The organism is Candidatus Desulfofervidus auxilii (genome assembly GCF_001577525.1).
GTDB classification, from domain to species: Bacteria; Desulfobacterota; Desulfofervidia; order Desulfofervidales; family Desulfofervidaceae; genus Desulfofervidus; species Desulfofervidus auxilii.
In genome coordinates, this window is record NZ_CP013015.1 from 1,415,569 (window position 1) to 1,441,090 (window position 25,522).

The following is a 25,522-nucleotide window of genomic DNA, read 5'->3' on the forward strand; positions in this document are numbered from 1 at the left end:
GCCAAACAAAATAAGAATATATATTTATACCATAATGTGTTCAAAAAAAGAAGAGTGTCGCAAAAATTGTCTTGCTCGGCGGGCAAGGCTTTCTCCTTTTCAAAGGAAGAAAAAGAGTGAGGAAATTTGCCAAAAAATTCTAAATTTACCTTATTGGCAAAGGGCAAAGAGAGTTATGCTTTATGTAACCTATAGAAATGAAGTAGATACCATCCTTTTGATTCAGGAGGCTTTAAAAACAGGTAAAATACTCATCTTACCTAAAGTAGAAAAAAAAGAGATTGTTCCTTATAGGATAAATTCATTTCCTGAAGATGTAGCCCCTGGATATAAATCTATCCTTGAACCTATTGCCTATCGCTCTCAACCTTGGACTGGGGATATGGATATCATTATTATTCCGGGATGTGCCTTTGATTTCCAAGGGAATCGTTTGGGGTATGGATTGGGTTGTTATGACCGTTTCTTAAAAAAGATAAATCCATCAGTTTTAAAAATAGGGCTTACCTATGAAGTTTGCCTGGTTTCCTGTTTACCTGTAGAGGCATATGATGAGACAGTAGATATAATTGTAACTGAAAAGCAGGTCATAAAAATAAAAAAGCATTTAAGCTGAAACAACCAACGCCACTTATTGAACGCCAAAAATCCTTAATTCATCCCTGCCTGTCGGCAGACAGGGCAGGCAGGGATGTTTTTAAAGATTAACTTCTAAATTTTGGGGAATGTTCAAAAACTTTACGTATTGCATCAACAATGATACATGGTAGAATAAATCAGGGGAACAATTGATGGGCATAAAAACCTATATCAGTTTAGTAGTGAGTTTAGTGGTCTTTTTCTCACCAGTTTACCTTAAGGCATTGCAGTTTTTTAAAATCACTGCTCAACATAGAGAAAGCATCCAACTGGTTATCTATAATCAAAACTTTGCTTTGGTAAGAGAAATAAGAAGGATTAACCTACCTTTTGGTGAATATTATTTACAAGTAGAAAACATTCCAGAAAAAATTGAGCCAGAAAGTGTGGTTTTATACACTCCTGAGAATTTTAAATTATTGTCTCAGGATTATCGTTATGACCTCATCACTTCCAAAACGCTATTGGATAAATATGTAGGCAAAGATGTAAAAGTTTATTTTGAGAACCCTTACACAGGAAAGAAAGAATTAACTGATGGCATACTTTTAAGCAATCAAGATAAACCTATTTGCTCTATAAAAGGCGAGGTGTTTATTCCCTGTCCAGGAAAGATTATTTTGCCCCAGTTACCTTCAGGTTTATTTTCTTTACCTACTTTGGTATGGCATGTAGAAAATAGCTCAGGAGGTGAACAACTAATCCAATTCTCCTATCTGACCCAAGATATAAATTGGCAGGCTGATTATGTGTTAGTATTGACTGAAGAAAAAAAAGCAGACTTAACAGGCTGGGCTACTATAATGAATCAGAGTGGAGCGAGTTATCCTGCTGCTCAAGTAGCCTTAGTGGCAGGACAAGTGCATAAAACAAAATCTCCTCCTGTGATTTTATACCAAGCAAAGGCACAAAGAGAAGATATCTCTCATCAACCACAAGAACAAGCCTTTTTTGAATATCGGCTTTATACCCTTTCTCAAACCCTGAATTTAGAAAATAACCAAAAAAAACAAGTGCGATTTTTAAAAAAAACAGATGTTTCCATTAACGAACAGTTTATATACCGAGGACAAAACTATTATTATCGCACATATTATGATACACCCATTTCAAAAGACAAAATTTGGGTCTACTTAGAAACAGTGAATGATGCAAAAAATAATTTGGCTATCCCCTTACCTCCTGGAAAAGTAAGAGTTTACCAAAAAGACTCATTAGGAAATATGGTGTTTATTGGTGAGGACAAAATTCCTCCTACTCCTATTAATAAAAAGATAAAACTCAATATAGGTATGGCCTTTGATATTGAAGTCTCTCGGCATCAAACTGTATATAGACGTCTTTCTGGTTCTCTTTATGAAATTGGCTGGGAGATTTCCTTCAAGAATAATAAAGAAAGATTTGTAAAAATAAATGTTTTTGAAGATGTGCCTGGGGATTGGGAAGTAGTGAATGCATCTGCCCCTTACCAAAAAACCAGTGCTCATGAGTTGAAATTTATCATTTTAGTTCCGGCCCAAGGTGAAACCAAACTTCATTATCTGGTTAGGGTAAAGGATTAAATGCGACTGCTTTTTACTAATGATGATGGAATCTTTGCCCCTGGTCTTTATGCTCTTTATAAGGTATTTAAAAAAACACACAAAGTTTATGTAGTTGCTCCTGAAAGCGAACAGAGTGCTGTAGGGCACGCCATTACTTTGAGTAATCCATTAAGGGTAAAACAGGTTTACAGAAATGGCACGTTTTATGGTCATGCGGTAAATGGAACTCCAGCAGATGCAGTTAAGATAGGAGTTAATGAATTACTAGATTCGCCACCAGAAATGGTAATCTCTGGTATAAATCTAGGACCAAATGTAGGTATAAATGTGCTTTATTCAGGTACTGTTTCTGCAGCTACAGAGGCAGCTATCTTAAACATCCCTTCTATCGCTGTTTCTCTAGATACTTATGAAAAAACCGATTTCACATCAGCAGCCATTATTACCAAAAAGCTAGTCAAAAAGTTATTAAAGATGAAATGGCCCAAAGGGATATCTTTAAATATCAATATCCCTGCCCTTCCTTTAGAAAAAATAAAAGGGATAGCCTTTACCCGTCAGGCTACTATACCTATAAATGATCGTTTTGAAAAAAGGACAGACCCCAGACATCGCGTGTATTACTGGGAAGCAGGAAATGGTTTCTTATATTCACCAGAACCAGGTACAGATGTTTATGCCTTAAGGCAGGGTATGGTGTCTATCACTCCCATCCACCACGATTTAACCCATTATGTTACTTTAGAAGCCTTTATCCATAATCCACCTTTTAATTCAGTTTAATTTACCTCAAAAATAGCCAGAGTATGAGTAAAATGGCTATTTTTAATTAAAGGTGTGGAGAAGGAAAAGACAATGGGTTTAAAAATAAACCCTAAGTTTTTACAAATTTCTATATCAGGGGAAAGTAAATCCGGATTTTTTTTAAAGCTCCCAAAACTATAAACCATTAATTTTCCACCTGAGGCTAATTTCTCTTTAGCTAATTTATAAAGATTTTCCAAATATGGTTTAATTTCAGGCTCCTTTTCAGGAGTTAACGTTTGTTTGATATATTCAGGAATGTTTGAAAGATAAATTATATCAAAAATCTCTGGGATTTTTTCTAAAGCTAATTCTATGGGTAAATTTATAATAGGGTAAAATTTTAAGTATTGTTTGGCCTGATAAAAACCCTCTTTTTTTGAAAAATGGGGAATAAGAGGGGCAAAAATTGCTTCTTGCCAACTAGGATTGGGAAATGGTGTAGAACCTATCTGGGTTTCAAGCCAGTCTTTAGCTTCATCAGAAAGAAGATGACGCAATTTAAGATATAATTTCTTTTTTTCTATAGGGTTTGCTAAAGGAAAGATGTTGTTTCTATAATTGGGGGCAAATAGGAGTAAAAACTCTGTAAAAGATAGAATTTTAAGGCTAGCTCTTTTGAGTTCATTGACAAAACAAGCCTTCTTTGCAATATCCACGGCTACAATATTTTTAACTCCCAATGGCCAAAGGGTAATGATATTATCCCCAGAATTAGCAATAATGAGGACAGATTTCCCCTTCCAATCTAAGCCTGACCAAACCAAAAAGGGGAAATCCGTGGCCAGGATATAAGGGGAAGCATCTATATCAAAACCACTTTTGCTTTGAAACGAATTTCGTGAAACTCTTGTTTTATCTTCCATTTCTGGTAAAAATTCCTTTTAAGATATGCATTATTTAACCACCTTAAAAGAATTATTTCAACAGAGTGTTGAAAAATATCCTCAAGCTACTTTTTTAGAAATATGGGATGGAGAAAAATACTTAAGTTTTACTTACCAGGAAATTTTTGTTTTAATCAAAAAGCTGGTAGCAGGTTTGGCTAACCAAGGTCTAAAATCAGGAGAAAAAATTGCTTTATTAGGTGAGAATTCTCCTGGTTGGGTAGTATGTTATTTGGCTATTGTTTGTGGAGGATGGATAGTAGTTCCTTTAGATAAAGAATTAAAACCAAAAGAGATAGCTAAACTCATAAAGTTCTCTGATGTAAAAATTATTTTTGTTTCTCAAGCACTATATTTAAAATTAGAGAGAATAAAACGAAATAATTACCAAATTTATATTTTTAACCCCTTTTTAAAAGGAGATGACGACCTCTCCCAATTAATGGTTGAAGAACCCCCAAACCTTTATATTGAACGAGTGGTAAAAAAGGACGATTTGGCCTCTATTGTTTTTACTTCTGGCACCACAGGAGCAGCCAAGGGAGTGATGCTAACTCATTATAATTTTGTTAGTGATATTTTGGCCTCTATGGAGCGGATTCGTCTTTTACATAAAGACAGGTTATTACTAATACTTCCTTTACATCACACCTTTTCCCTTACTGCTGGGTTATTCTGCCCTATGTGTAAAGGGGCAAGTATAGTAATAGAAAATAACAAGAACAGGGTGTTAAAGGTCTTTCAAGAAAAACATCCATCAATCTTTATTGCTGTCCCCAGGGTCTTTGAACTTTTATATAACCGTATTGAAGCCGAAGTTAAAAAACAGGGTAACTGGGAACAATGGACAAAGGGGATTTCTTTAGTGAGAAAAATAAAGAAATATACTGGTATTAATATAGGAAAACTGGTTTTTTCTAAACTACATAAACAACTTGGAGGTAGAATAAGGTTGTTTGTTAGTGGAGGTGCTGCTTTACCACCGGCAATTGCTTATAAATATTTCAATCTTGGTTTGCCTCTCTTACAGGGATGGGGTATGACAGAGCTTTCACCTGTAGGGACTATACTTTCCTATCATAAACTACGTTTTTATTTCACTCATTATTATGAAAAGAGAGTAGCCTCCATTGGCCCTCCTTTAGATGGCCTTACCATTGAACTAATTGATGTGCCAGAGAGAGGACTTTATGCCAATTTAGGAGAAAAAGAAGGGGAGTTAGTAGTAACAGGTCCTATGCTTACTCCGGGGTATTATAAGGATGAAGATGCTAATAAAACGGTATTTTTTTCTTTAAATGGCCAAAGGTGGTTTAAAACCGGTGATGTGGGTAAGAAAGATAGTGAAGGAAACTTTTATATTACCGGTCGCAGTAAATATGTAATTGTCACTTCAGAAGGAAAGAATGTCCATCCAGAAGAAGTAGAAGAGGCTCTTGAACAAAGTCCTTTTATCCAGGAATCACTAGTGCTAGGACATAAAGAACATAAAAAAGAACTAGTTGTGGCTTTGATTGTGCCTCATGCCCAGTATTTAAAACAATATCTAGAACAAAAAAATCTGTCTTTTACTTGGGAAAATATCTATGAGATTATTTATAAAGAAATTAAACAAAATGTCCAACAAATTGCCAGTTATAAATGGCCTTGTGATTTTGCTATCACTGAATATGATGAAAACACAGGGGAGTTTAAGGCGTTTGAAAAAACTACCACCTTGAAGATTAAACGCGACCTGTATAAATTTTCTTCTTTCTATAGCTATCGGAGTTTGAAAAAAGGTGGATGGAGAAAGATTTTCTTTAAAAAATTGTAATTTACCTCATTTCTACTTCGTAAGTGGAATTTAGGAATGAGAATAGAAATAAATCTTAGTGCAGAAACCCCTTTAATACTCCCAAAATCTCACAATCATCTCTTACAAGGATTCATTTATTCTCTACTTGACCCTTTATTAAGAAAGAGACTTCATAAAGAGGGCTATCCCTATGAAAAAAGGAGATTCAAGCTATTTACCTTTTCAAGACTTTTAGGGAAAGTAAAAATGTTTAAGGAATACTTTCAATTCAATCCTCCTCTTAAATTGATTATCTCTTCCCCGAAGGATGAAATTCTACAAAGTTTGGCTGAAGGCCTCTTGAAGTCGCCTGAAGTTATCTTAAGTAAAAACACAGTCTACATTGATTCTATAAATGTGGCCGCAAGGTCTTCTTTTAACCATAAAGTAACAATAAAAATGCTTTCTCCTATAACCATTCGCAGCACTCTTTATGGGGCAGATGGTTCTAAAAAGAGTTATTACTACTCGCCCTTTGAAAAGGAATTTTGCAGGCTTATAAAGGAAAATTTGAGAAAAAAATACAAAATAGTATTTAATAAAAATCTAGGTCATGATTTTGAATTTAGTATTAAGCCCCAAAAAGTCCCACCTTCTTGTGAGAAAATAATCATTTATAAGGGCACAGTCATAAAGGCATGGATGGGGATTTATGAAATTAAAGGGAATCCAGAAGTTATTGCCCTTTCATACGACACGGGCTTAGGAGCAAAAAACAGTCAGGGATTTGGATGTTGGGAAAAACTGTGAGTTATTAATTGTTTTACTTTAAAAAGTAAATCAAAAATGATTAAAGAGGAAGGCGAAAAAAGAAATTTTTTTAAAGCGACTATTTTTCTCTCAAGCCTGTCTGCCCCTGTCCGACGGCAGGCGGGCCTACCCGCAGGCAGGCGGGGACAGGCAGGGAGAGCCGCTGCGGAATGCAGGCGGGCCTGCCCGACGGCCGTATCTGCCGACAGGCAGGCAGGCAGGTGGGTTTTCTTTTAAAGTTATTATGGATTTTTGGCATATAAAGTGTTTTGAATAATCCAAATTGCCTTATTTTTGTGCCTTAATTTAATTTTCTTTAAGCATTTTAGTCAATTCCGTCTTTATTTGTTCCTCATCCATACGACTTGTAAGAAGCCAAAGCCTTTCTAATGGGTCAAGGACATGAATTCCCTCTTTGTCATGCTCAATTTTATCCTCTTTTTTAAGTGTTCCCAATGCCTTTTGAACCCTTGCTGCTGTCATCCCTATTTTTTTAAGAAAATCTTCTTTATAAGGCTTTTCTACCACTCCTTCCTCTGCTATTTTCCGAAATACTATCATTACATAAGGAAAAATATTTTTATTAACAGCCTCATAAAATGTAGCTTCTTCTTTTATAATTTCTGTTATTATTTCTAACCAAATTTCTTCCTCTTCTTTTTTATTTTTAGGAAGATTTTCTAAATAGCAAAACCACAATCTATTAGCTACTTTAGCAACTGCATAGGGATGACCTTGAAATAATTTCCAAGTGGTATGCAAAATCTCTTCTGAAGACACAATTGAAAGGGACTTTTTAAATTCATTTTGGACAAATTCAATATAAGATTCACGAGGAAGTTCCTTTATTTCTCTAACAGTCGCACTTTTAAAAAACGGCTCACTTTCCTTTTGAAACATAAATTTTAATATGCTTCTTCGTGAGCCTAAGTAAAACGGAACAAAATCATAATCCCTTTTTTCAAATACTGCTCTCATTACTGCTTCAATTTCTCCTTTAGGTGCAATCTTTCGCACTTGTTGTAATTCATCAAAAACCAAAAGGACAGGTTTTGATAACAACTTAGGCAATTTTAAACAAGTATTTAGTATTTCGCGCAAAATGGCTTCTTTTTTAGAAACACTACTATTAAGACCAACTCCAAAAGAAGGCAAACTAGTTAAAGGGTCAACACCAATAGTAATACTGGGCTTAATATGTTTGATAGCACTAAAAATCTTATTTTTAATAGATTGAAACTTTCTTATCTCCTGTCCAATAAAAAAGCAAAAATCTTCTATAGAATGCACATTCATAAGGTCTATTTTTAAAGTAACCCATCCCTCCTCATTTAGCTTACCCATCACCTGATTAAGAAGCGATGTTTTACCATAACGCCTTAAACTAACGAGACACACACTTTCAGAAGACTTTGCCCTATCTATTAACCATTTAATTTCAGACGCTCGGTCACAAAAGGGCTCTCCATATTTAATTTCTCTTCCCACTACAAATGGATTTCTCATATTTTATTCCTTTAGATTATCTATTATAGATAATCTAAAAATGATAATTAATCAATAGTTAAAAATCTGTTTATCCCATCTTTTAGAGAACTCCCAATGTTAATCTGCATAGCTTAACGAAGATTTATAACATTTCACAAAAAGTTTTTGATTTTTAACTAATTTTACGCTATTTATTATTTAAACTTAAGGAATATTTTAGGTAACCATAACATAACAGGAAGGAAAAATGAATAAAATTAGTGAAATTATCAGAGAGTTAAGTGATTTTGCCTGGGGCCCTTATATGATTATTTTCCTTGTGGGTATTGGCCTCTATTTAACATTTATAACAGGATTTATTCAACTTAAAGGTTTTGCTTATGCCTTTCGCATCTTATTTAAAAAAAATAAAGATAATTTTGCAGGTGAGATTACACCCTTTCAAGCACTTTGCACCGCTTTATCTGGTGCTATAGGCATTGGCAATATTGTAGGTGTTGCCACAGCCATTGCAGCAGGTGGGCCTGGTGCCATTTTTTGGATGTGGGTTACTGCTATTGTAGGTATGGCAACCAGTTATAGCGAATGTCTGTTAGCAGTAAAATACCGTGTCACTCATTCAGGCGAAGTAAGTGGGGGTCCTATGTATTATTTGGAAAGAGGGTTAGGACTTAGGTGGTTGGGAATTTGTTTTGCCATTTTTGCTTTATGTGCTTCCTTTGGTATAGGCAATATGGTGCAAGCCAATTCTGTTGCAAATGCACTTTATGATACCTTTCAAGTACCAAAGTGGCTCACAGGGGCTATACTCACCGTCTTAATTGGTTTAGTTATTATAGGCGGTATTAAACGCATTGCCAAAGTAGCTAGTTGCTTAGTGCCTTTTATGGTAGTGATTTATATGGGTGGATCATTAATTATATTGATTAAGAAATTTACTCTATTACCAGAAGCCTTCCATTCTATCTTTTATCATGCTCTTAATCCTACAGCCGCTGTGGGAGGATTTACAGGTGCTATGGTAAAGGAAACAATTCGGTTCGGGATAGCAAGGGGCCTCTTTTCTAACGAGGCAGGTTTAGGTAGTACCCCTATTGCCCATGCAGCTGCTAAGATTGATCAACCTATTAAAGAAGGTTTAGTAGCCATGTTAGGTCCTTTTATTGATACTATTGTTGTGTGTACCATGACCGCCCTCGTTATTATTGTTTCTGGGGTATGGAAAAGCGGTGAGACTGGAGTTGTTCTTTCCTCTATGGCTTATGAAAAAGGCATTTATGGAGGTAGATATATAGTTGTTGCTGGTGTAGTACTTTTTGCCTTTTCTACTATCATTTCATGGTCATATTATGGAAATAGATGTATTAAATATTTATTAGGTGAAAAAACCGTTTATACTTACAAATGGTTATATGTATTTTTAATTTTTGTTGGTGCTATTGTTCACTTAGAAATTGTTTGGAATTTTTCTGATGTGACAAATGGTCTTATGGCCATTCCTAATCTTATTGCCTTACTAGGACTTTCAAAAGTAGTAGCAAAAGAAACAAACAACTATTTTTCTTCAAAAAATTAGTCGCAATATTTACAAAAAGCCAAACACAATTTCTGGATATATTTCATAAAAAATTTTGCTGACATCATTGATTATTAAAATTTATACTCATTCTTGAATGGATAAACTTAATACTGAAATATTATGCCAAAAGGATGCGTTTTATGTAAAGGTTTTTTATATAAACTCTATTTGTTAAATAAGTTATGCTAATTCTTCAAAACCTCACGGAATTCTAAATGACCTTTGGCAACCTGCCTGCCCCTGCCCGCAGGCAGGCGGGGACAGGTAGGGAAGTTTGTTAATAAGGGATTTAGCAAGTTCCTGGGCTTCTGGGTCATGGCTTTTAAGGACCGTTAAAAGGAGTTTTTTAAGTTGGCCACGCCAGTTAAATGGAGGAATTAGACAATATTGTATATAGAGAAAATGGAAAAGGCCCGTCTAATCTAGGCTACCAAGCAGGACTTCGTCAAAGTAATTTTAACAGAGATCCAAATGATGGACATTAGAAAAAACCAAATCTTAAAATGACAAATGACAAAGCTCAAATGTCAAATCAAGCCCAAAATCCAAATGACAAAATTAGTAAATAGTGAGGGAGTAAGGAGTGAGACAAAAAACTTATTTGGCTATTTCATTCCCTCACTATTTCACTACTCACTGATTTAATGTTTTGGCATTAAGACATTTGGATTTCATTTGGCCTTTGGATTTTGAAATTTGGATTTTTTATTTTTGTTAAATTACTTATGGCCTGACTTTGACGTATCCCTAGCAGACAGGAATGATGACATAGATTCCATTTTATGCTAATTTTGGACTATGAAATGTCCTTTTTGTGGTTCGTTAGATAATCGGGTGGTTGATTCTCGTCTGAGCAAAGACAATACCGCCATTAGAAGACGGCGGGAGTGTTTGCATTGTGGGCGGCGTTTTACTACTTATGAATATGTGGAAGAAATCCAATTGATGGTGATAAAAAAAGATGGTCGTAGAGAGCCATTTAATCGACAAAAGATATTAGAAGGAATCAAAAAAGCCTGTCAAAAAAGGCCCATCAGTATTGAACAAATGGAAGAATTTGTTTCAGAATTAGAACATCAATATCAGGAAGCAGGTCTTAAGGAAATACCTACCTCAGATATTGGCGAAAAGGTAATGGCCAAGTTGCACCAATGGGATAAGGTGGCTTATGTGCGTTTTGCCTCTGTCTATCGTGATTTTAAGGATATAAACGAATTTATGCGTGAACTGGAGGAAATCCTTGCCCATAAAAAGGAAAGATAAGGTATTTTATATGCGGCGTGCCTTAAAATTGGCAAGGAGGGCATTGGGACGGACTTCTCCCAATCCTTTAGTGGGAGCAGTTATTGTTAAGAATAATCAGATTATAGGAGAGGGTTATCATCATAAAGCCGGCCTTCCTCATGCCGAAGTAGAGGCTATTAAGGCAGCCGGAACAAAAGCAAGAGGAGCAGATTTGTATGTGACTTTAGAGCCATGCAATCATTATGGCCGCACACCACCTTGCACAGAGGCCATTTTAAAGGCAGGGATTAGAAGGGTTTTTGTAGGGATGCGTGACCCCAATCCTTATGTAAAGGGTAGGGGAGTGGAATACCTTAGAAGTCAGGGTATAGAAGTAGAAACAGGTATTCTACAAAATGAATGCCGTGATTTAAATGAGGTTTATATTAAATATATTACTACTGGCTTGCCTTTTGTGAGTCTAAAACTAGCTGCCACTCTGGATGGAAAAATTACTTTGGGCTCTACTGAAGATAAGTGGATTACCAATGAGAAATCACGCCGATTTGTGCACCACTTACGAGACATTCATGATGCCATTTTAGTGGGCATTAATACTGTTATTAAAGATGATCCTTTTTTGACTACTCGTCTCCCAAGAAAAAAGGGTAAAGACCCTGTGCGGATTATTCTAGATACTCATTTACGTATTCCTTTAGAAGCAAAAGTGCTTCATTTAAACTCTTTATCTCCTACCATCATAGTGACTTCTCTTGCTGCTCCGTTTGAAAAAATAAGGGCATTACAGAAATTGGGGGCAGAAGTATTACAAATAAGTTCAGAAAATGACCGATTATCTTTGTTAGAATTACTGAAAATTTTGGGTAAGAAAAAAATTACCTCCTTGCTGGTAGAAGGTGGGGCCCAAGTAGCCACTAGTTTTTTCAATAAAGGATTAGTAAATAAAGTTTACTTCTTTTATGCCCCTAAGATAGCAGGAAAGGGTAACCTTTCCCTGGTAGGGGCGTTAAATAAAGGTATTTTTTTAAAAAATATCTCTTGGCGACGCTTTGATAACGACATTTTGGTCATTGGTTATCCTGAAAAAACCTAGTGCTTTTGGCAACATCGCTTGGGATTACTACAAGGATTAGTCTGACCACAACATTCCTCTTTCTTCTTTTCTGCCTTTTGTGGAGTAGACTTCCGTTTGTAATCAGTAGCATAAAAACCACTGCCTTTTAAAATAAAACCCAGCCCACCAGTAATAACCCGTTTCACTGGTCCACCACATTTAGGACAGGTGGTTAAAGGGGGGTCAGTAATTTTTTGTTCTTTTTCAAATAAATAAGCACAATTGTGACATTGATAGGTATAAGTGGGCATCTTTTCTTCCTCCTAAAAATTCCTTATAGCCTCATTTAATGTTTTTACCGCTAGCTCGGCACAATGCCTTTCTGCCTCAGGCAACCCACCCAGTATATTAATAATGTCTTCAGGGCTTAAATTCAAGACCTCTTCTAAAGATTTTCCTTTTGCCATGTCTGTGAGCGTTGCGTTACAAACAATGCTTCCAATGCAACCGTCAGTGAGGAATGAGATATCTTTAATGCGTTTATTTTCAATTTGTAAAAATATCTCTACTGTGTCTCCACACTTTCCCTTAACACAGGCATGAGCGTTATAAACAGGTAATTTGCCAAAATTTTTTGGATTTTCCCAGCATGCCAAAACTTTATCAGAGTAAATTTTCCTGGCAGAATCTATTACCTTTCTCTGTAAATCAGCTACTAATTTATCAAAATAATCCTCAGTCATCTTCTACCTTATTGCTCCAGATAGGGTCTTGCCCAAATTTATCCAACCACCACCATTCTGTGCCAATCATATTTTTGCGGAAGGTCTCCAGATCAAATTTATAACGATAATGACGGCAATAATTAACTATGATTTCATATGCCCTATTAATCTCAGCCATTTTTTGATGGGCATCTTTATCTGCACAACGGTCAGGATGCCACTTGCGCACCATCTGCTGATAAGCCTGCTTTATTTCCCTTTGAGTGGCTAATAAAGGCAAACCTAATATTTCCCGTGCCCAAATCAAGTCTTCATAGGAAAATGCCTTTTCAGTCTTCATATAAAAATTTATAAACCTTTTCCCACATCTGGGCAACTATTGGGGCTGTGAAGGTTTGATATTCTATGAGTGTTTTACCATTAACCAAGGCTTGGGTTACCTTGGGGTCAAAGGGAATTTTGCCCGTTAAAATAATATTATTTTTGGGACAAAATTCCTCTATTTTTTGGGTCATTGGGAGATTTAAATCAAATTTATTGATACAAGCCAGACAGGGAATTCCAAAGTGTTTAAAAGCCAATTGCCAGACTCGTTCTAAATCATGCAGACCTGAAGGAGTGGGTTCCGTAACAATCATCACTACACTTGCTCCAGTTATAGTAGCAATCACCGGACAACCAATACCCGGCGGACCGTCTACTATAATCAAATCATAACCTTTTTCTTGAGCTATAATTTTTGCCTGTTGACGCACTAAGGTAGCTAAAAGTCCTGAATTTTCTTGAGCAATATCCAACTGGGCATGAACCAGAGGGCCAAACCGGCTATCCGAGATAAACCACTTTCCACAGGTGCGTTGGGGAAAGACTATGGCCTCTTCAGGACAAAAATGGACACAGACACCACATCCCTCGCAGTCAATAGGGTCTATTTCAAATTCTTCACTAATGGCGTCAAAACGACAGAGTTCTCGGCACTCTCCGCATTGAATACATTTTTCTTTATCAATGATGGCGTAGTGACCGCCTTTAAAAGATTCTTCATGTTTTATCTTCGGAGCAAGAAGAAGGTGTAAATCAGGGGCATCTACATCTGTGTCTGCCAATACCTTATCTTTGGCTAAGGCAGCAAAGGCCGCGGTAATAGTGGTCTTCCCTGTCCCACCCTTACCACTGATAATAACCAGTTCCTTCATAACTTATATTACCTCTTTAGTGCGTCCCATAAATGATTTGCGCTTTATCTCTAATATGTGTTTCTAAAATCTGTTTAATTTGAGGTAGAAAAGGACATGGATAGTATCTTCCTCCTGGGTGTTTACCTACTATGCAAGAAGATAAAACAATTACCTCCGCCCCCTTTTCTATCATTTTTTCAGCCCGGGGTAAGATTTGCTTTCCAGGACAACCACCGCAAGTCACATGACCTATTACTTCCACTGAACCCACACTTTCAAAACCCATTTTCCCCTCTTTTGCCATTTTAAAACAAGCAGTTCCAGGACACATGGCTTCTGTGTTTAAGCACCTAATAATTCCTGCCTTTTTCATTTTTGGCCTCCCATTGTTTCCTTTATCTGATGCCACAAGGCTAAAAACCGGTCTTGCCATTTGGGCTGTTTTACTAATAATTCACCTTTGGCGTATGTCTGGGCAATGTCTTTGCTAAATGGTATAGTCATCAGAATGGGAATGTCTTCTTTGGCACAATAATCAAACACTTTTTTATCACCTAAGTCAGCACGATTTACTACTATTGCTAAAGGAATCTTTAATATACGCACTACCCCTACGGCCAATTTTAAGTCAAATAGCCCAAAGGGAGTGGGTTCAGTGACCAGAAGGGCCACATCTGCCCCTTTTAAGGCGGCAATGACAGGACAGGAAGTGCCTGGAGGGGCATCTATGATGGCAATTTTATGGGATTTGATTTCTTTTTTTACCCGTTCAATTAAAGGCACCGCCATGGCTTCACCAATCCGTAAGTGGCCATGGATAAACTCTACTTCCCCTGCCATTCCCTTTTCCAATTTGCCTATTTCTTTAGGGATTTCAGAAATGGCCTCTTTAGGACAGATTAACTTACACCCTCCACAACTGTGGCAGAGTTCAGGGAAGGTAAGGATGTTTTTGCCTAAGACCGCAATGGCGTTAAATTGGCAAAATTCGGCACACTCACGGCAAAAATCACACTTTTCCATATCAACTTTTGGGACTGGCACAGAAACAGGTTCAGAATGCTCAATGTTTGGCCTTAAAAACAAGTGTCCATTTGGCTCTTCTACATCACAATCTAAATATTGAGCCTTTTCTGCCAAGACTGCAGCTAAATTGGCAGCAATGGTGGTTTTTCCTGTTCCTCCCTTACCACTGGCAATACAAATTATCATTTATAAAATTATTCCCTAACCATTTGTGTTCCACAATTAGGACACTTTACCTGCATGCAGGGCACACCTGGCTGATGAGGCACCCTGTTTCCGCAGTTAGGACAAATACAAAAACCACCTGGACCAGCTCCACCACGACCGCCCCTGCCGCGTCCTTGGCCTCTGCCTTGTCCCCCCATACCACGACCTCCTCCACCTTGTCTACCACCTCTTCCATTAGGCATTTTTGCCTCCTTTTTTCTTAATGATCACAAATATTTTCACCAGTTTCTAACGTGCCAGCCAAATATTGTTGCACTACTTCTTCTACAGGTAGACTTGGCGCTCCAACAATTACCTCTATACCATATTGATGAAAAAATTGTTGAGCACGCATACCCATACCACCACAAATAATCACATCTACTTGCAACTCATGCATCCAGCCAGGTAGACTGCCTGGTTCGTGGGGAGGCGGGGTAAGATAATGAACACTAGTTATTTCTCCATTTATTACATCTATGACTGCAAACTCAGGTGCATGCCCAAAGTGAGGACTGAGTTGACCATCAGATACTGGTATGGCAATCCGCATGGTTATTTACCTCCTAATTCCCCTTTAATAAATTTTTCAACTAATTCTTCAGGTGTGGCATCTGGTATATCTAAAACTACACCTACCTTGTTTTTATAAAAAACATATTTGGCCTTTTCTTTCATCTCCTTGGCCATCACTAAATCCGCACCTAAATCCACAAATACCTTAGGTCTTATAGGCCCTTGCTGTGAAGGACTAATCCGCTCCACCTTCTTTATCTGACTATCTTTGACATGCACCATGGCTATTTGGTCACAGTTAGTAAGAAATGGTGCAGGTTTGCCATCTTTTAAAGGAATAGTTACTTTATAGCTATTTTTTGCCCTAATTTCATCTAAAGATACAGGTTTTATTTCCATTTCTTTTAAACGTTGAATTAATCTATCAGCAATTTCAAAAAGTGCCTTATTATAAGGATTATCTTCTCTTTCCATATATTTTATTAGTTTGCCTTCATCTCCTGCTTCTACCACTCCTAAATCAAAGGGCAATTTCCCCAAAAATTCAACATGAAAGGCCAAGGCTGTCCTTTCTCCCCCACCTGTTTTAAAAATATCCACTTCTTTTCCACAGTGAGGACAGATAAAACCACTCATATTCTCTATTATGCCGGCAATGTCCATATCTACTTCGTGGCAAAAGGTAATAGACTTTCGGATATCAGCTAGGGCTACTTCTTGAGGAGTAGTGACAATGATGGCCTTGGCTTCAGGAATTAATTGGGCAATAGAAAGAGGCTCATCCCCTGTGCCTGGAGGAGAGTCAACTACCAGATAATCCAAGTCTCCCCACTGCACATCACCAATAAATTGTCTGATGGCCGCATGTTTTAAGGGACCACGCCAGATTACTGCCTGGTCTTTATCCGCCATAAAACATTCCATAGATACTACTTCCAGATTAGGCATAATTTCCTTGGGCAAAACCTTTTGTTCAGGGGAGATATCTAAAATATCTGGGATATTTAAAAGGTGAGGGATGCTAGGGCCGTGTAAGTCTATGTCCAATAAGCCTACTTTATTTCCCTTTTTAGCCAGGGCAATAGCCAAACAGGCAGCAATAGTGCTCTTTCCTACCCCACCTTTTCCACTAAGGACCATCAACTTGTGCTTAATATGGGTAAGGACGGGTTTTAAAATTGCTTCTTCATCTATCCCGGGCATTTGTTTTTCTTGTTTCATTTTCTGCTCCTAGATCTTCAATGGTTAAATATATAAACATTTTTATTTAATTTAGCAATACTATATTTCACATTTATTTTCAATAGATATTCAAATGAATAACCAGGTCCCCCACATTTCTCTTTATATCCTTAGCAATTACCGGACACTTGATTTTTAATAAAAATACAATGGGTTTTTTAACATCATTTAAGGTTTCATAATTTCCTTGGCCTTTGGCTATGACTAAATCAGCTTTTTCATAAATATTAATAAATGTTTTACTGCAAGCAGATAGCACAGTCCCTGGGAAGTCTGTTCCATTATCTATTACTTTTACTATCTTTGTTAAATTAACTATTTCTGCATCTTCTAAAGTGGCATCATTAATAATAGGTTTTTTCTTCACCACATAGGTGATTTTTTGGGGTCCTATTTCTTGAACCAACAATTTATCAAATACTACTTCTCCTGCATTATCTCCTAAAAATAAGATATTTTGCGCTTGTGTGACTGCCTTTTTAAATTTTTCTAACGCTTGCTTATCCAAAGGGGCTTTAAGAGCTCCATTTATTTCTTTCTCTATATCAATTTTCTCCCCGGGTCTGGCCCCAAAGTCTATCATATTGCCTGCTAAAGAAAGCCTAACCGTAGTGGTAAAAGGGTCATTTGCTGTTTTTACCTTTTTCTCTAGCATAGGATAAAGATTTATAGCCAATTGGTTAAATCGCTTTTTTAAGGGAAGATAAGGGTCAGGATTACCTGTTACTTCTTTAATAAGGGTGTGAATCTCTCGGCCAATGTGAGGAGGTGAGGTATTCCATGAAATCTTACTTAGCTTTTGCAAAATTACTCGGATTGCTTTTTCTTGGATAGATAGGTCTTGAGAGGCTAAACGCACAGCCTCTAATGCCTGTCGTAGGAAACAAGGGACACAGTCTAAATAAACGCGCATATTTTTCTCCTATATTTATTCAAAATAAAAAAGGCAGCTATATAGCTGCCTTTTAAATACCGATGGAGATTTGCCTAATAAGTATGAGTGCCAATAACTACTTCTTTACCAAATAGGGTTTGTAATTTGTCCTTTATAAACTCTAAATCCAATTGACACTTAGAGACAGTAGTAGCCTTAACCATACAGGTGCCTAAGTGAATTACATCATAGTCATTTTCATAATGTTTTGCCAATTCTTGAACTAGCATTACCCTGGGAATAACCATCCCTGGACAGCCACCACAGGTAGTCCAACCCACTACCTCAACCTCTTCATCTTTATACCTGGCAAACTCACCTTCTCTTCTGCTCAAGGCCTTAAAGCACTTTAAACAGCCAATGCAATGGTTATCCCGAATGTTGTTGCAAGATACAATCAAAATTTTCTTCATTGCTAACCTCCTGAACTTTATTTTTTTTCTCAATTCACTCCATATTAAAACAAAAATTTTATAAAAAGACAAGTTATTTATGAAAAAATAATTGCTAAATATGCTAGTAAATATTATTCTATCTAAATGTCAATACAACCTTTTTTATCTGCCCTTAAATACCTTTCCTTTATGATTCCTTCCATGATGGCCGGTGTTATTTTAATTAACTTTATTGTCTTACTTGGTTATCTCAATCGGCTTTCTTGGCTGCTTAAGCCCATTATGAAAATGGGACATCTGCGTTCTGAATGTGCCATGAGTTTTATCACTGCCTTTGCCTCTCCCACCGCCGCCAATACCATGCTTATGGAGCTTTATCAAAAAGGCATAATTAGCAAAAAAGAACTATTTTTATCTTCTATGGCCAACTCCTTTCCCGCCATATTGACACATTGGCGGACTATGCTTCCTATCATAATTCCCCTCTTGGGTTGGGTTGGGCTGGTCTATTTTTTCATCTTAGTAGTAATAGGTTTTTTCAAAACTGCCTTGGTTTTTTTCATCGGAAGATTTTTATTACCGCCGCCCTCTTCTAATTTTGTTATAAATAAAATGAATCATTCCCTTCCTGTCAAACAGGCCTTTAAGGAAAGTTTAATCAGGTCTAAATCTGTGTTAAAACGCATTGTTCTGACTACTATTCCCATCACTATTTTGAGCTTTTACCTCATTTATTTAGGTTTTTTTTCTCATCTTACCCAGTGGCTTCATCCTGTTATTCATTTATTGCCTTTACCACCAGAGGCTTTATCTATCATTGTGGCTCAGTTTGGGGGGCATTTACCTGCTTATACTCTAGCCTCCAATTTTCTGGTCAACCACCTTTTGGGCAGCAAGGAAGTTATCTTGGCTTTACTCTGGGGCACTGTAGTAACCAGCATTGTTTCTCTTCGTTATTATCTCCCCTATTACTGGGGCATTTTTGGCCCTCATTTAGGCACACAGCTTATGCTGATTTCCACTGGTTTAAGGCAAATTCTTATCATTATGATAGCAATTTTTATCCACTGGTGGTTCTGAAGAATCAGAAGCGATGATTAAAATAATCGGCCAAAATCTTAGGGTGGTCAAAGACAATGGGTGAAGGTAAATTCTCTTTAGAAAAACTAGCTACTTCTAAAGCATCATCTCCTGCCTTAGGTATTCCCTTTGCTTGAGCAATATAAACCGTGGTGATAGTGTGTTGGCGGGGGTCACGGTCAGGGGCAGAATAAGTGTGAAACTGTCTTATAAGTTTTACTTCCAGACCTGTCTCTTCTCTAGCTTCTCTCACTGCGGCCTCTTCTAGACTCTCACCATAATCTACAAAACCACCTGGAAGGGCCCAGCCATAAGGTGGATTCTTCCGTTTGATAAGAATGATACCCCCAGAAACTTCTATAATGATGTCCACCGTAGGGATAGGATTTTTATAAACCAATACTACTTTTCCGCAATGAGGACAAAGGAGTTCTTTCTTACGCATCTTGTGGAATTGAGAAAAAGTAGAGAATAATTCCTGCCCTTTTATGATGCCGGTTGCTCCATTGCTTTTTTTTCTTCCTCAATTTTTTTCTCCAATACTGCCTGTGTTTGGGCCAATTCTCTGTCCAAATTGGTAATTTCTTCTAAAATTTGTTTTACTTCCTCCTGATTTAGAGGATTTTCTTCACCTTTTTTAAGATGAAGCTCATAAACCTTATTCCCCAACTCAGCAAATTTCTTAGCAATATTTAATTCAAGTTTTTTAACCTCTACTTTGTATTTAGTTTTTTCTGTACTCTCCTTTGCTTTTTCAGCTACCTTTTGGGTTTTTTCCACAATTGCTTCAGTGGCTTTATAAAAGGTCTCTTTAATCCTACTCCACAACTCTACTGTTTTCATCTCCCCCTCCTTTTTATGTTTTTTATTTCTAATTTAATAGATAAGTTCCAGAATTTTGCTTGTCAAGGCAAGTTTAAATAATACTGGATTATTTATTCTAAAAGACAAAAGCACACAGGCAGGTTTATAATGATTTGCCTTGAACATATTTCTTGAGGCAAAGGAGGAAAAGGTGTAGCATTTTTAACTGCCCTTATAGCAGCCTTATCCAAAATAGCATATCCTGAAGACCTTTTTATCTTAAGATTTACCAACTCTCCTTTTATATTGAGGGTGAACTCTAAGACAACTTTGCCTTCAAGCCCTCTCTTTCGAGCACCAAATGGATATTCCTTATTCTTCTCTATTAAAAGTCGAAGCTTATGGAGATAATCATTGAGAGAGTCATCAGAATTACTTTTAGTAGAGTGGGAAAAGACTTTTGTTTTCTTAGGTACAAGTGAAGAAACTAAATTTTTAGGTTTAAAAGAGGCCTCCTTTGACCTTTCTTCACAAGCAGTAGTGGATATTAACGGTTTTGGGTTGGTCTTGGCTTTAGGTAGTGATTCCTGATGTGGTTTTTTATTCTTAACTTGATATTTTTTCTTTTTGGATTCGGACATTGCTTTATGATTTTTTTTATTAGAAACCCGTTTTTTTGAATTTGTTTCTGTTTTTGATGTTTTATTCCCCTTTGAGGAAGGATAGGTCTTTAGATAAACTTCCAGGGGGGCTTTTTTCTTTAAGCTTGGCAGGTTAAGAGGTACTCCCTTAATCAAGAGTAGATGAATAATAAAAGAAATTAGCAAACAAATTTTTAAAAGGGAGCCTTCTTTCATAGAAATCTATCTTTCCTCTTTTTAATTATACAAATTTTCTGAAGAATGCCATAGCTTATAGCGAAATTCTGGTAAAAAATGTAAAAAAGAAAGCAATGTGGCATAAACAATCCTATAGCATACCTTACCTTCCTTATAAGGCTTTTTCAGGAATATCTCATTTACCTGGGGCTATTTTATTAGAAACACAGCTTCCTGATACAGAAAATCGCTATTCCTACTTAGCGTGTGAACCTCAAGCAGTGTTTGAGGCTGATGTCATTGACACTTCTTTTTGGACATTTAATAGATTTTTGGAGACTTATTTGCCTACCCACTTTATTGCTGGTTATATTGGTTATGAGGCTTGTCAATGGATAGAAAAACTGCCTCCACCTGGAGGAAAAGACATAAACCATCCTCAAATTTATTTGGCTGCCTATCCTTATTTTTGGCAATATGACCATTTACAAAAAAAATGGTGGTTATGGTCTAAAGAGTCTTCAAATAAAATTAAACCACCACCTCCCCTATCAATGTCTTCCATAATGGTTAAAGGTAAATATCTCGGTGCTAACCAGACCAAAAAGCAATACATAAAAAATGTCAAAGCCATCCTAAGCTACATTAAGGCTGGAGATGTATATCAAGTAAATTATACTCAGCGGTTTTATTTTGAATATCCTTCTAACCCTTATATACTTTATCTTCAATTAAGAACTGTCCAGCCAGTAAATTATGCAGCGTTTATCAATACTGGTAGGGGAGTGGTTATTTCTGCCAGTCCTGAGTTATTTTTGAGAATAAAGGGTAATAAAATACTTACTAAACCCATGAAAGGCACACGTCCCCGGGGGAAAACCCTTTCCTTAGACCGTAAACTGAAACAGGAATTGATGACTAGTTCCAAAGAGCGGGCAGAAAATGTAATGATTGTAGACTTGATGCGTCATGATTTGGGCAAATTCTGTGTGCCAGGCTCTATAAAAACCTGGCCATTGTTTAAGGTTGAAACTTATCAAACAATTCACCAAATGGTTTCCCATGTCACTGGTATTATCAAGCCTGGTGTAACCTTAAGTCAAATACTTCAATCTACCTTCCCTCCAGGTTCTGTTACTGGTGCTCCTAAAAAACGGGCCATGGAAATCATTTACAATCTTGAATTTCAGAGCAGGGGCGTATATACAGGCATTATTGGTTATGCTTGGCAAAGGGAAATGGTATTTAATGTAGCTATTCGTACTTTAGAAATGGTAGAGCAAAAAGTAGTAATGGGAAGCGGAGGAGGCATTGTGGTTGACTCTGAGCCTGAAGCAGAATATGCCGAAAGCTTACTTAAGACCAAAGCTACTATGGAGGCCTTAAGGATTTTATGATAAATCGCACCCTATTATTTGGTGAAGGCCTGTTTGAGACATGGCGGGTGTATCCAGGCCGTAAATTGCCTTTAATAGAAGAACATTTAGAACGTATGAGTTATGGTTGTTTGTTCTTTGGATGGCCATTTAAAAAAAATGAGGCTAAAAGTATCTTAAGCCAAACATTACCGGCCATTTCAGCCAATATCCATGCCCGATTACGTTTAACTTTGATAGTTCATGGCCAAGAAAAATCAGAAAATACTACTTTTCTTACCCAATGGCAGCCATTACCTCCTAATATATCATCCTTACAAAGACAGGGAGTTAAACTTATGTTAGCTCCTTGGGCTAAATGTTCTAATTCGCCTTTACTTCAGTTTAAAACTACTTGTTTTTTAGAAAATAATCTGGCTTTAAAACAAGCACGCCAAAATGGGTATTATGAAGCCCTGTTTTTAAATGAAAAGGGAGAGATAACTGAGGGTTGTATCTCCAATATTTTTTTTGTGAAAGACCAAGCCATTGTTACCCCAAGCTTAGATAGTGGTTTACTGCCTGGCATTACCCGGGGTAAGATTATAAACATCCTGCTCCAAAAAGGGATTAGGGTAAAAGAACGCCCCGTTTTTCTCAAAGAACTTTTTTATTTTAAAGCTGCCTTTCTTACTAATGCTATCATTGAGGTTATGCCCATTATCCAAATAGGTGATGTTAAATATCCCATCTGGCCACAATGTGCATGGTTACGAAAGTTATATCGTGATGCTATTGGAGTATGAAATAAAATTTTGAAGAGTTTTCTGTGCCTATTTTAAAATTAGTTTTTCTGTTTTGTTTTTTGGTTTTTTTACTCAGGCGGTGGTTATTAGGACATGCCTTGTTTCTAGCGGCTGTTTTAGGAGGGTTAATTCAAGGACTTACTCCTTGGCAAATTGGTATCTCTTTTGTGAATACCCTAAGCAATCCACAGAATTTACTCCTATGTTGTATCATTCTTTCTATTCTAATTTTTGCGCATAGTCTTAGTAAAACTGGTTATTTAAAAGGAATGATTAAAAGTTATCAGGGTATTTTCCCTTGGTCACGGCCTAATCTAATGATGCTACCTTCTCTTATTGGATTGCTACCTATGCCAGGAGGGGCTATTTTTTCAGCACCTCTGGTAAAAACTCTGGGGCAGCCTTTAAAAATATCATCTACACGCCTAGCCTTAATTAACTATTGGTTTCGTCATACTTGGGAATACACTTGGCCTCTTTATCCGGGTTTAATTCTAGCCATCCACCTGGGAGGGGTAAATTTATTAAAATTAATTGTGATAGATATGCCTATTACCCTTGTTGCTTTTTCTTTAGGTTTTATATTCTTTCTCAAACCCGTAAAAGGGGAAATGCCCAAGAGTAACAAAAATGTCCTGGGATTTTTAAAAGAGATTGCTCCTATTTTAATAGTTATTTTGTTAACCATTTGTGGAAGGCTTATATTCCATTTTCTCCCTGAAGAAATCACCATTGGCTTAGCTGTGTGGATAGGTATTATTTGGGTATGGTGGAGGCAAAAAATTACCTGGTCTCAATTCTTGGCCATTTTAAGGGATAAAACCCTTTTAAAGGTATTATATGCAGTTCTAGCTATATTTTTCTTTAAACAAATTCTAACGGATAGCCAAATTGTCTTAGATGCCAGTAAAATGCTTATTAGTTATCATGTTCCCTTGGCCTTGATTACTGCGGGATTACCCTTCTTAGTAGGCCTCATTATTGGTCTCACTCTGGCCTTTGTGGGCAGCACCTTTCCTCTTATTTCCGCCTTACTAGAGGTTGCTCATGTCCCCACCCTACCCTATATCATGCTAGCCTTCTGTTCTGGCATAGTAGGAGTCTTGCTTTCCCCTATGCACTTATGCCTTGTTTTAAGTATAGAGTATTTTCAAGTAGAATTTGGTAAAACATATAGGCAATTATATTTACCATGTGCATTGATGCTTCTGAGCATTGTGACTTGGTTTGCTATATTAAGATATTTGTGTTAATAGTTTAAATTATGCTCACTCTAAAACTTAAATTCCTCAAGGCACTTTATAAGTTTTATGACCAATATGCCAAAAATTTTTCCTCTGTATGTACCCCTGGTTGTGCTACTTGTTGCACCCATAATGTGCTTATTACTACCTTGGAGGGTGTGCATATTTTATTTTATTTAGAAAATAGAGGGAAATTAAGGCTTTTAGAGAAACTTCATTCTACCAATTATCTACGTCCTAGTGTAACCCCTAATCAATTGGCTCATTATTGCATTCATAAAATAGAGCCCCCAGAGGATGATTCTTTTATTATTTCCCCTTGTCCATTTTTAACCAATGGGAAGTGTCCTATTTATGAAGTAAGGCCATTTAATTGTCGGAGTCTTTTTTCAGAAAAAAAGTGCCATTTGGGTGGAGAGGCCTTTATCCATCCTTTATTGCTCACTGTGAACATGATTTTCACCCAATTATTAGAGCAATTAGATAATTCTGGTCTATATGGGAATATGTTAGATGTGCTTTCTTTTCTGGCCAATGAAGAAAATTTAGCTGTTTATATGAAAGGTAAAACTCCAAACCACACCCCAGGGCTTTTACCTAACAAACCTCTGCCTGGATTTCTCTGTCCTCCTGAGCATCAGTTAGAAGTAGAAAAAATATTAAAGGAAATATCCCATATAGAAAGAGAGGGAAAAAATATTAATCAATGTATAAAGTTGGTATATTAACAGTGAGTGATAAATGCAGTCAAGGAGAAAGGAAAGATAGAAGCGGAAAGTTGATTTGTCAAACTCTTGCAGAAAATGGATATGAAATTTACACTTATAAAATTGTCCCAGACGAAGAAGAAATTATCATACAACATCTGATAAAATGGAGCGATGAATTACATTTAGACTTAATTGTCACTACTGGAGGTACAGGACTTTCACCTCGGGATGTAACCCCAGAAGCCACCTTGAAAGTAGTAAAAAAGGAAGTGCATGGAATAGCTGAAGCCTTAAGGTTAGAAGGGTTAAAAAAAACACCTCATGCCATGCTTTCTCGAGGAATTGCTGGCACTCGCGGAGAAACATTGATTATAAATCTACCTGGGAGTCCTAAGGCCGTGAAGGAAGGATTAGAGGTACTTCTGCCTATTTTGTCTCATGCTTTGGCTAAATTAAAAGGTGACCCTACAGAATGTGGAGAGGGTCCTGCCTGAAGGTATAATAAGCTACTCTACTAAGGGGGCCAAGTAGGACTTCGTCAAAGTAATTTTAACGGAGATCCAAATGATAAGCGCAATGGCTCAATGCAGAATGCAAATTGAAAAATGCAAAATCGCCTTCTGTCAAATTGGAACGTTAGCACGTTTACACGTTT

The 25,522-nt window shown here is 36.9% G+C and carries 30 protein-coding genes; 14 read left to right on the plus strand and 16 right to left on the minus strand.

All coding sequences use genetic code 11. From position 1 onward, the window contains the following. Positions 1-34 precede the first annotated feature (34 nt). From HS1_RS07110 to surE, 3 genes are all read left to right on the plus strand, one after another. Positions 35-616: a 5-formyltetrahydrofolate cyclo-ligase gene (locus tag HS1_RS07110; RefSeq protein ID WP_082757700.1), complete on the plus strand. Its 582-nt coding sequence runs from the start codon at positions 35-37 to the stop codon at positions 614-616. 175 nt (positions 617-791) lie between these two features. Further along, complete coding sequence (locus tag HS1_RS07115) at positions 792-2,201, plus strand: DUF4139 domain-containing protein (protein WP_066062915.1); 1,410 nt, start codon at positions 792-794, stop codon at positions 2,199-2,201. Next, complete coding sequence (gene surE / locus HS1_RS07120; protein ID WP_066062918.1) at positions 2,202-2,966, plus strand: 5'/3'-nucleotidase SurE; 765 nt, start codon at positions 2,202-2,204, stop codon at positions 2,964-2,966. On the opposite strand, the gene HS1_RS07125 is transcribed toward surE, so the two are convergent. Further along, positions 2,963-3,853, minus strand: a complete 891-nt coding sequence (locus tag HS1_RS07125; RefSeq protein WP_066062922.1) for a DUF3419 family protein — start codon at positions 3,851-3,853, stop codon at positions 2,963-2,965. The genes surE and HS1_RS07125 overlap by 4 nt on opposite strands. 25 nt (positions 3,854-3,878) lie before the next feature. Here HS1_RS07125 and HS1_RS07130 point away from each other — a divergent pair, with 25 nt between their 5' ends. Both HS1_RS07130 and cas6 read left to right on the plus strand, forming a co-directional pair. Further along, the gene (locus HS1_RS07130) at positions 3,879-5,690 is read left to right on the plus strand and encodes an AMP-dependent synthetase/ligase (protein WP_066062925.1); all 1,812 of its coding nucleotides are present in this window, start codon (positions 3,879-3,881) and stop codon (positions 5,688-5,690) included. A gap of 36 nt (positions 5,691-5,726) precedes the next feature. Next, complete coding sequence (gene cas6, locus HS1_RS07135) at positions 5,727-6,461, plus strand: CRISPR-associated endoribonuclease Cas6 (RefSeq protein WP_066062931.1); 735 nt, start codon at positions 5,727-5,729, stop codon at positions 6,459-6,461. Between the two features lie 306 nt (positions 6,462-6,767). On the opposite strand, the gene HS1_RS07145 is transcribed toward cas6, so the two are convergent. Beyond that, positions 6,768-7,967 (minus strand): ATP-binding protein, encoded by a 1,200-nt coding sequence (locus tag HS1_RS07145; RefSeq protein WP_066062942.1) that lies wholly within the window; start codon positions 7,965-7,967, stop codon positions 6,768-6,770. Positions 7,968-8,196: 229 nt separating this feature from the next. Between HS1_RS07145 and HS1_RS07150 the strand changes: the two genes are divergently transcribed. From HS1_RS07150 to ribD, 3 genes are all read left to right on the plus strand, one after another. After that, positions 8,197-9,525 carry an alanine/glycine:cation symporter family protein gene (locus tag HS1_RS07150; RefSeq protein ID WP_066062945.1) on the plus strand — a complete coding sequence of 443 codons (1,329 nt, stop codon included), beginning with the start codon at positions 8,197-8,199 and terminating at the stop codon, positions 9,523-9,525. Positions 9,526-10,326: 801 nt separating this feature from the next. Continuing rightward, positions 10,327-10,791, plus strand: a complete 465-nt coding sequence (nrdR, locus tag HS1_RS07155) for a transcriptional regulator NrdR (protein ID WP_066062947.1) — start codon at positions 10,327-10,329, stop codon at positions 10,789-10,791. After that, the gene (ribD, locus tag HS1_RS07160) at positions 10,769-11,866 is read left to right on the plus strand and encodes a bifunctional diaminohydroxyphosphoribosylaminopyrimidine deaminase/5-amino-6-(5-phosphoribosylamino)uracil reductase RibD (RefSeq protein WP_245669935.1); all 1,098 of its coding nucleotides are present in this window, start codon (positions 10,769-10,771) and stop codon (positions 11,864-11,866) included. Before nrdR ends, ribD begins: the two co-directional genes overlap by 23 nt. Here the strand turns inward: ribD and HS1_RS07165 are convergent. The 11 genes from HS1_RS07165 to HS1_RS07215 all read right to left on the minus strand — a co-directional run bounded on the left by HS1_RS07165 (position 11,863) and on the right by HS1_RS07215 (position 18,068). Next, complete coding sequence (locus tag HS1_RS07165) at positions 11,863-12,138, minus strand: FmdB family zinc ribbon protein (RefSeq protein WP_066062950.1); 276 nt, start codon at positions 12,136-12,138, stop codon at positions 11,863-11,865. The genes ribD and HS1_RS07165 overlap by 4 nt on opposite strands. 12 nt (positions 12,139-12,150) lie before the next feature. Continuing rightward, entirely contained in the window at positions 12,151-12,570 is a 420-nt protein-coding gene (locus HS1_RS07170) for an iron-sulfur cluster assembly scaffold protein (protein ID WP_066062953.1), read from the minus strand. Beyond that, on the minus strand, positions 12,563-12,892 hold the full coding sequence (locus HS1_RS07175) for a DnaJ domain-containing protein (RefSeq protein WP_066062956.1): 330 nt from the start codon (positions 12,890-12,892) through the stop codon (positions 12,563-12,565). The genes HS1_RS07170 and HS1_RS07175 overlap by 8 nt, the downstream gene beginning before the upstream one ends. After that, positions 12,882-13,748: an ATP-binding protein gene (locus HS1_RS07180; protein ID WP_066062958.1), complete on the minus strand. Its 867-nt coding sequence runs from the start codon at positions 13,746-13,748 to the stop codon at positions 12,882-12,884. Before HS1_RS07180 ends, HS1_RS07175 begins: the two co-directional genes overlap by 11 nt. A 16-nt stretch (positions 13,749-13,764) precedes the next feature. After that, positions 13,765-14,103, minus strand: coding sequence for a CGGC domain-containing protein (locus HS1_RS07185; protein ID WP_066062961.1), 339 nt, complete (start codon positions 14,101-14,103; stop codon positions 13,765-13,767). After that, positions 14,100-14,942: an ATP-binding protein gene (locus HS1_RS07190; protein WP_066062964.1), complete on the minus strand. Its 843-nt coding sequence runs from the start codon at positions 14,940-14,942 to the stop codon at positions 14,100-14,102. The genes HS1_RS07185 and HS1_RS07190 overlap by 4 nt, the downstream gene beginning before the upstream one ends. 46 nt (positions 14,943-14,988) lie before the next feature. Then, a complete protein-coding gene (locus HS1_RS07195; protein ID WP_156469415.1) occupies positions 14,989-15,159 on the minus strand; it encodes a hypothetical protein in 171 nt (56 codons plus the stop codon). 24 nt (positions 15,160-15,183) lie between these two features. Continuing rightward, a complete protein-coding gene (locus HS1_RS07200; RefSeq protein ID WP_066062969.1) occupies positions 15,184-15,516 on the minus strand; it encodes a NifB/NifX family molybdenum-iron cluster-binding protein in 333 nt (110 codons plus the stop codon). Positions 15,517-15,518: 2 nt separating this feature from the next. Further along, the gene (locus HS1_RS07205; protein ID WP_082757702.1) at positions 15,519-16,700 is read right to left on the minus strand and encodes a P-loop NTPase; all 1,182 of its coding nucleotides are present in this window, start codon (positions 16,698-16,700) and stop codon (positions 15,519-15,521) included. A gap of 79 nt (positions 16,701-16,779) precedes the next feature. Further along, positions 16,780-17,634 carry a damage-control phosphatase ARMT1 family protein gene (locus tag HS1_RS07210; protein ID WP_066062972.1) on the minus strand — a complete coding sequence of 285 codons (855 nt, stop codon included), beginning with the start codon at positions 17,632-17,634 and terminating at the stop codon, positions 16,780-16,782. Positions 17,635-17,708: 74 nt separating this feature from the next. Beyond that, positions 17,709-18,068, minus strand: coding sequence for a CGGC domain-containing protein (locus tag HS1_RS07215; RefSeq protein ID WP_066062974.1), 360 nt, complete (start codon positions 18,066-18,068; stop codon positions 17,709-17,711). 126 nt (positions 18,069-18,194) lie between these two features. On the opposite strand from HS1_RS07215, the gene HS1_RS07220 reads away from it, so the two are divergent. Further along, complete coding sequence (locus HS1_RS07220; protein WP_082757703.1) at positions 18,195-19,130, plus strand: nucleoside recognition domain-containing protein; 936 nt, start codon at positions 18,195-18,197, stop codon at positions 19,128-19,130. Positions 19,131-19,134: 4 nt separating this feature from the next. On the opposite strand, the gene HS1_RS07225 is transcribed toward HS1_RS07220, so the two are convergent. The 3 genes from HS1_RS07225 to HS1_RS07235 form a co-directional block, all read right to left on the minus strand. Then, positions 19,135-19,575: an NUDIX domain-containing protein gene (locus HS1_RS07225; RefSeq protein ID WP_066062979.1), complete on the minus strand. Its 441-nt coding sequence runs from the start codon at positions 19,573-19,575 to the stop codon at positions 19,135-19,137. 41 nt (positions 19,576-19,616) lie between these two features. After that, complete coding sequence (locus HS1_RS07230) at positions 19,617-19,973, minus strand: hypothetical protein (protein WP_066062982.1); 357 nt, start codon at positions 19,971-19,973, stop codon at positions 19,617-19,619. A gap of 92 nt (positions 19,974-20,065) precedes the next feature. Further along, positions 20,066-20,791 (minus strand): energy transducer TonB, encoded by a 726-nt coding sequence (locus HS1_RS07235; protein WP_066062984.1) that lies wholly within the window; start codon positions 20,789-20,791, stop codon positions 20,066-20,068. Positions 20,792-20,886: 95 nt separating this feature from the next. Here HS1_RS07235 and pabB point away from each other — a divergent pair, with 95 nt between their 5' ends. The 5 genes from pabB to HS1_RS07260 are packed head-to-tail and all read left to right on the plus strand — an operon-like array spanning position 20,887 to position 25,361. Further along, positions 20,887-22,149: an aminodeoxychorismate synthase component I gene (pabB, locus tag HS1_RS07240; RefSeq protein WP_066062988.1), complete on the plus strand. Its 1,263-nt coding sequence runs from the start codon at positions 20,887-20,889 to the stop codon at positions 22,147-22,149. Beyond that, a complete protein-coding gene (locus HS1_RS07245) occupies positions 22,146-22,913 on the plus strand; it encodes an aminotransferase class IV (protein ID WP_066062991.1) in 768 nt (255 codons plus the stop codon). The genes pabB and HS1_RS07245 overlap by 4 nt, the downstream gene beginning before the upstream one ends. Before the next feature lie 23 nt (positions 22,914-22,936). Further along, positions 22,937-24,166 (plus strand): DUF401 family protein, encoded by a 1,230-nt coding sequence (locus HS1_RS07250; RefSeq protein WP_066062994.1) that lies wholly within the window; start codon positions 22,937-22,939, stop codon positions 24,164-24,166. Between the two features lie 11 nt (positions 24,167-24,177). Continuing rightward, positions 24,178-24,885: a YkgJ family cysteine cluster protein gene (locus tag HS1_RS07255; RefSeq protein ID WP_066062997.1), complete on the plus strand. Its 708-nt coding sequence runs from the start codon at positions 24,178-24,180 to the stop codon at positions 24,883-24,885. Next, positions 24,864-25,361: a MogA/MoaB family molybdenum cofactor biosynthesis protein gene (locus HS1_RS07260; protein WP_066062999.1), complete on the plus strand. Its 498-nt coding sequence runs from the start codon at positions 24,864-24,866 to the stop codon at positions 25,359-25,361. The genes HS1_RS07255 and HS1_RS07260 overlap by 22 nt, the downstream gene beginning before the upstream one ends. Positions 25,362-25,522: the final 161 nt, after the last annotated feature.

Coding starts and splice junctions, on each gene's coding strand:
- HS1_RS07110 (WP_082757700.1), top strand. CDS start 35: ATGTGTTCAAAAAAAGAAGAGTGTCGCAAAAATTGTCTTGCTCGGCGG.
- HS1_RS07115 (WP_066062915.1), top strand. CDS start 792: ATGGGCATAAAAACCTATATCAGTTTAGTAGTGAGTTTAGTGGTCTTT.
- surE (WP_066062918.1), top strand. CDS start 2,202: ATGCGACTGCTTTTTACTAATGATGATGGAATCTTTGCCCCTGGTCTT.
- HS1_RS07125 (WP_066062922.1), bottom strand. CDS start 3,853: ATGGAAGATAAAACAAGAGTTTCACGAAATTCGTTTCAAAGCAAAAGT.
- HS1_RS07130 (WP_066062925.1), top strand. CDS start 3,879: ATGCATTATTTAACCACCTTAAAAGAATTATTTCAACAGAGTGTTGAA.
- cas6 (WP_066062931.1), top strand. CDS start 5,727: ATGAGAATAGAAATAAATCTTAGTGCAGAAACCCCTTTAATACTCCCA.
- HS1_RS07145 (WP_066062942.1), bottom strand. CDS start 7,967: ATGAGAAATCCATTTGTAGTGGGAAGAGAAATTAAATATGGAGAGCCC.
- HS1_RS07150 (WP_066062945.1), top strand. CDS start 8,197: ATGAATAAAATTAGTGAAATTATCAGAGAGTTAAGTGATTTTGCCTGG.
- nrdR (WP_066062947.1), top strand. CDS start 10,327: ATGAAATGTCCTTTTTGTGGTTCGTTAGATAATCGGGTGGTTGATTCT.
- HS1_RS07165 (WP_066062950.1), bottom strand. CDS start 12,138: ATGCCCACTTATACCTATCAATGTCACAATTGTGCTTATTTATTTGAA.
- HS1_RS07170 (WP_066062953.1), bottom strand. CDS start 12,570: ATGACTGAGGATTATTTTGATAAATTAGTAGCTGATTTACAGAGAAAG.
- HS1_RS07175 (WP_066062956.1), bottom strand. CDS start 12,892: ATGAAGACTGAAAAGGCATTTTCCTATGAAGACTTGATTTGGGCACGG.
- HS1_RS07180 (WP_066062958.1), bottom strand. CDS start 13,748: ATGAAGGAACTGGTTATTATCAGTGGTAAGGGTGGGACAGGGAAGACC.
- HS1_RS07185 (WP_066062961.1), bottom strand. CDS start 14,103: ATGAAAAAGGCAGGAATTATTAGGTGCTTAAACACAGAAGCCATGTGT.
- HS1_RS07190 (WP_066062964.1), bottom strand. CDS start 14,942: ATGATAATTTGTATTGCCAGTGGTAAGGGAGGAACAGGAAAAACCACC.
- HS1_RS07195 (WP_156469415.1), bottom strand. CDS start 15,159: ATGGAAGAGGTGGTAGACAAGGTGGAGGAGGTCGTGGTATGGGGGGAC.
- HS1_RS07200 (WP_066062969.1), bottom strand. CDS start 15,516: ATGCGGATTGCCATACCAGTATCTGATGGTCAACTCAGTCCTCACTTT.
- HS1_RS07205 (WP_082757702.1), bottom strand. CDS start 16,700: ATGAAACAAGAAAAACAAATGCCCGGGATAGATGAAGAAGCAATTTTA.
- HS1_RS07210 (WP_066062972.1), bottom strand. CDS start 17,634: ATGCGCGTTTATTTAGACTGTGTCCCTTGTTTCCTACGACAGGCATTA.
- HS1_RS07215 (WP_066062974.1), bottom strand. CDS start 18,068: ATGAAGAAAATTTTGATTGTATCTTGCAACAACATTCGGGATAACCAT.
- HS1_RS07220 (WP_082757703.1), top strand. CDS start 18,195: ATGTCAATACAACCTTTTTTATCTGCCCTTAAATACCTTTCCTTTATG.
- HS1_RS07225 (WP_066062979.1), bottom strand. CDS start 19,575: ATGCGTAAGAAAGAACTCCTTTGTCCTCATTGCGGAAAAGTAGTATTG.
- HS1_RS07230 (WP_066062982.1), bottom strand. CDS start 19,973: ATGAAAACAGTAGAGTTGTGGAGTAGGATTAAAGAGACCTTTTATAAA.
- HS1_RS07235 (WP_066062984.1), bottom strand. CDS start 20,791: ATGAAAGAAGGCTCCCTTTTAAAAATTTGTTTGCTAATTTCTTTTATT.
- pabB (WP_066062988.1), top strand. CDS start 20,887: ATGTGGCATAAACAATCCTATAGCATACCTTACCTTCCTTATAAGGCT.
- HS1_RS07245 (WP_066062991.1), top strand. CDS start 22,146: ATGATAAATCGCACCCTATTATTTGGTGAAGGCCTGTTTGAGACATGG.
- HS1_RS07255 (WP_066062997.1), top strand. CDS start 24,178: ATGCTCACTCTAAAACTTAAATTCCTCAAGGCACTTTATAAGTTTTAT.
- HS1_RS07260 (WP_066062999.1), top strand. CDS start 24,864: ATGTATAAAGTTGGTATATTAACAGTGAGTGATAAATGCAGTCAAGGA.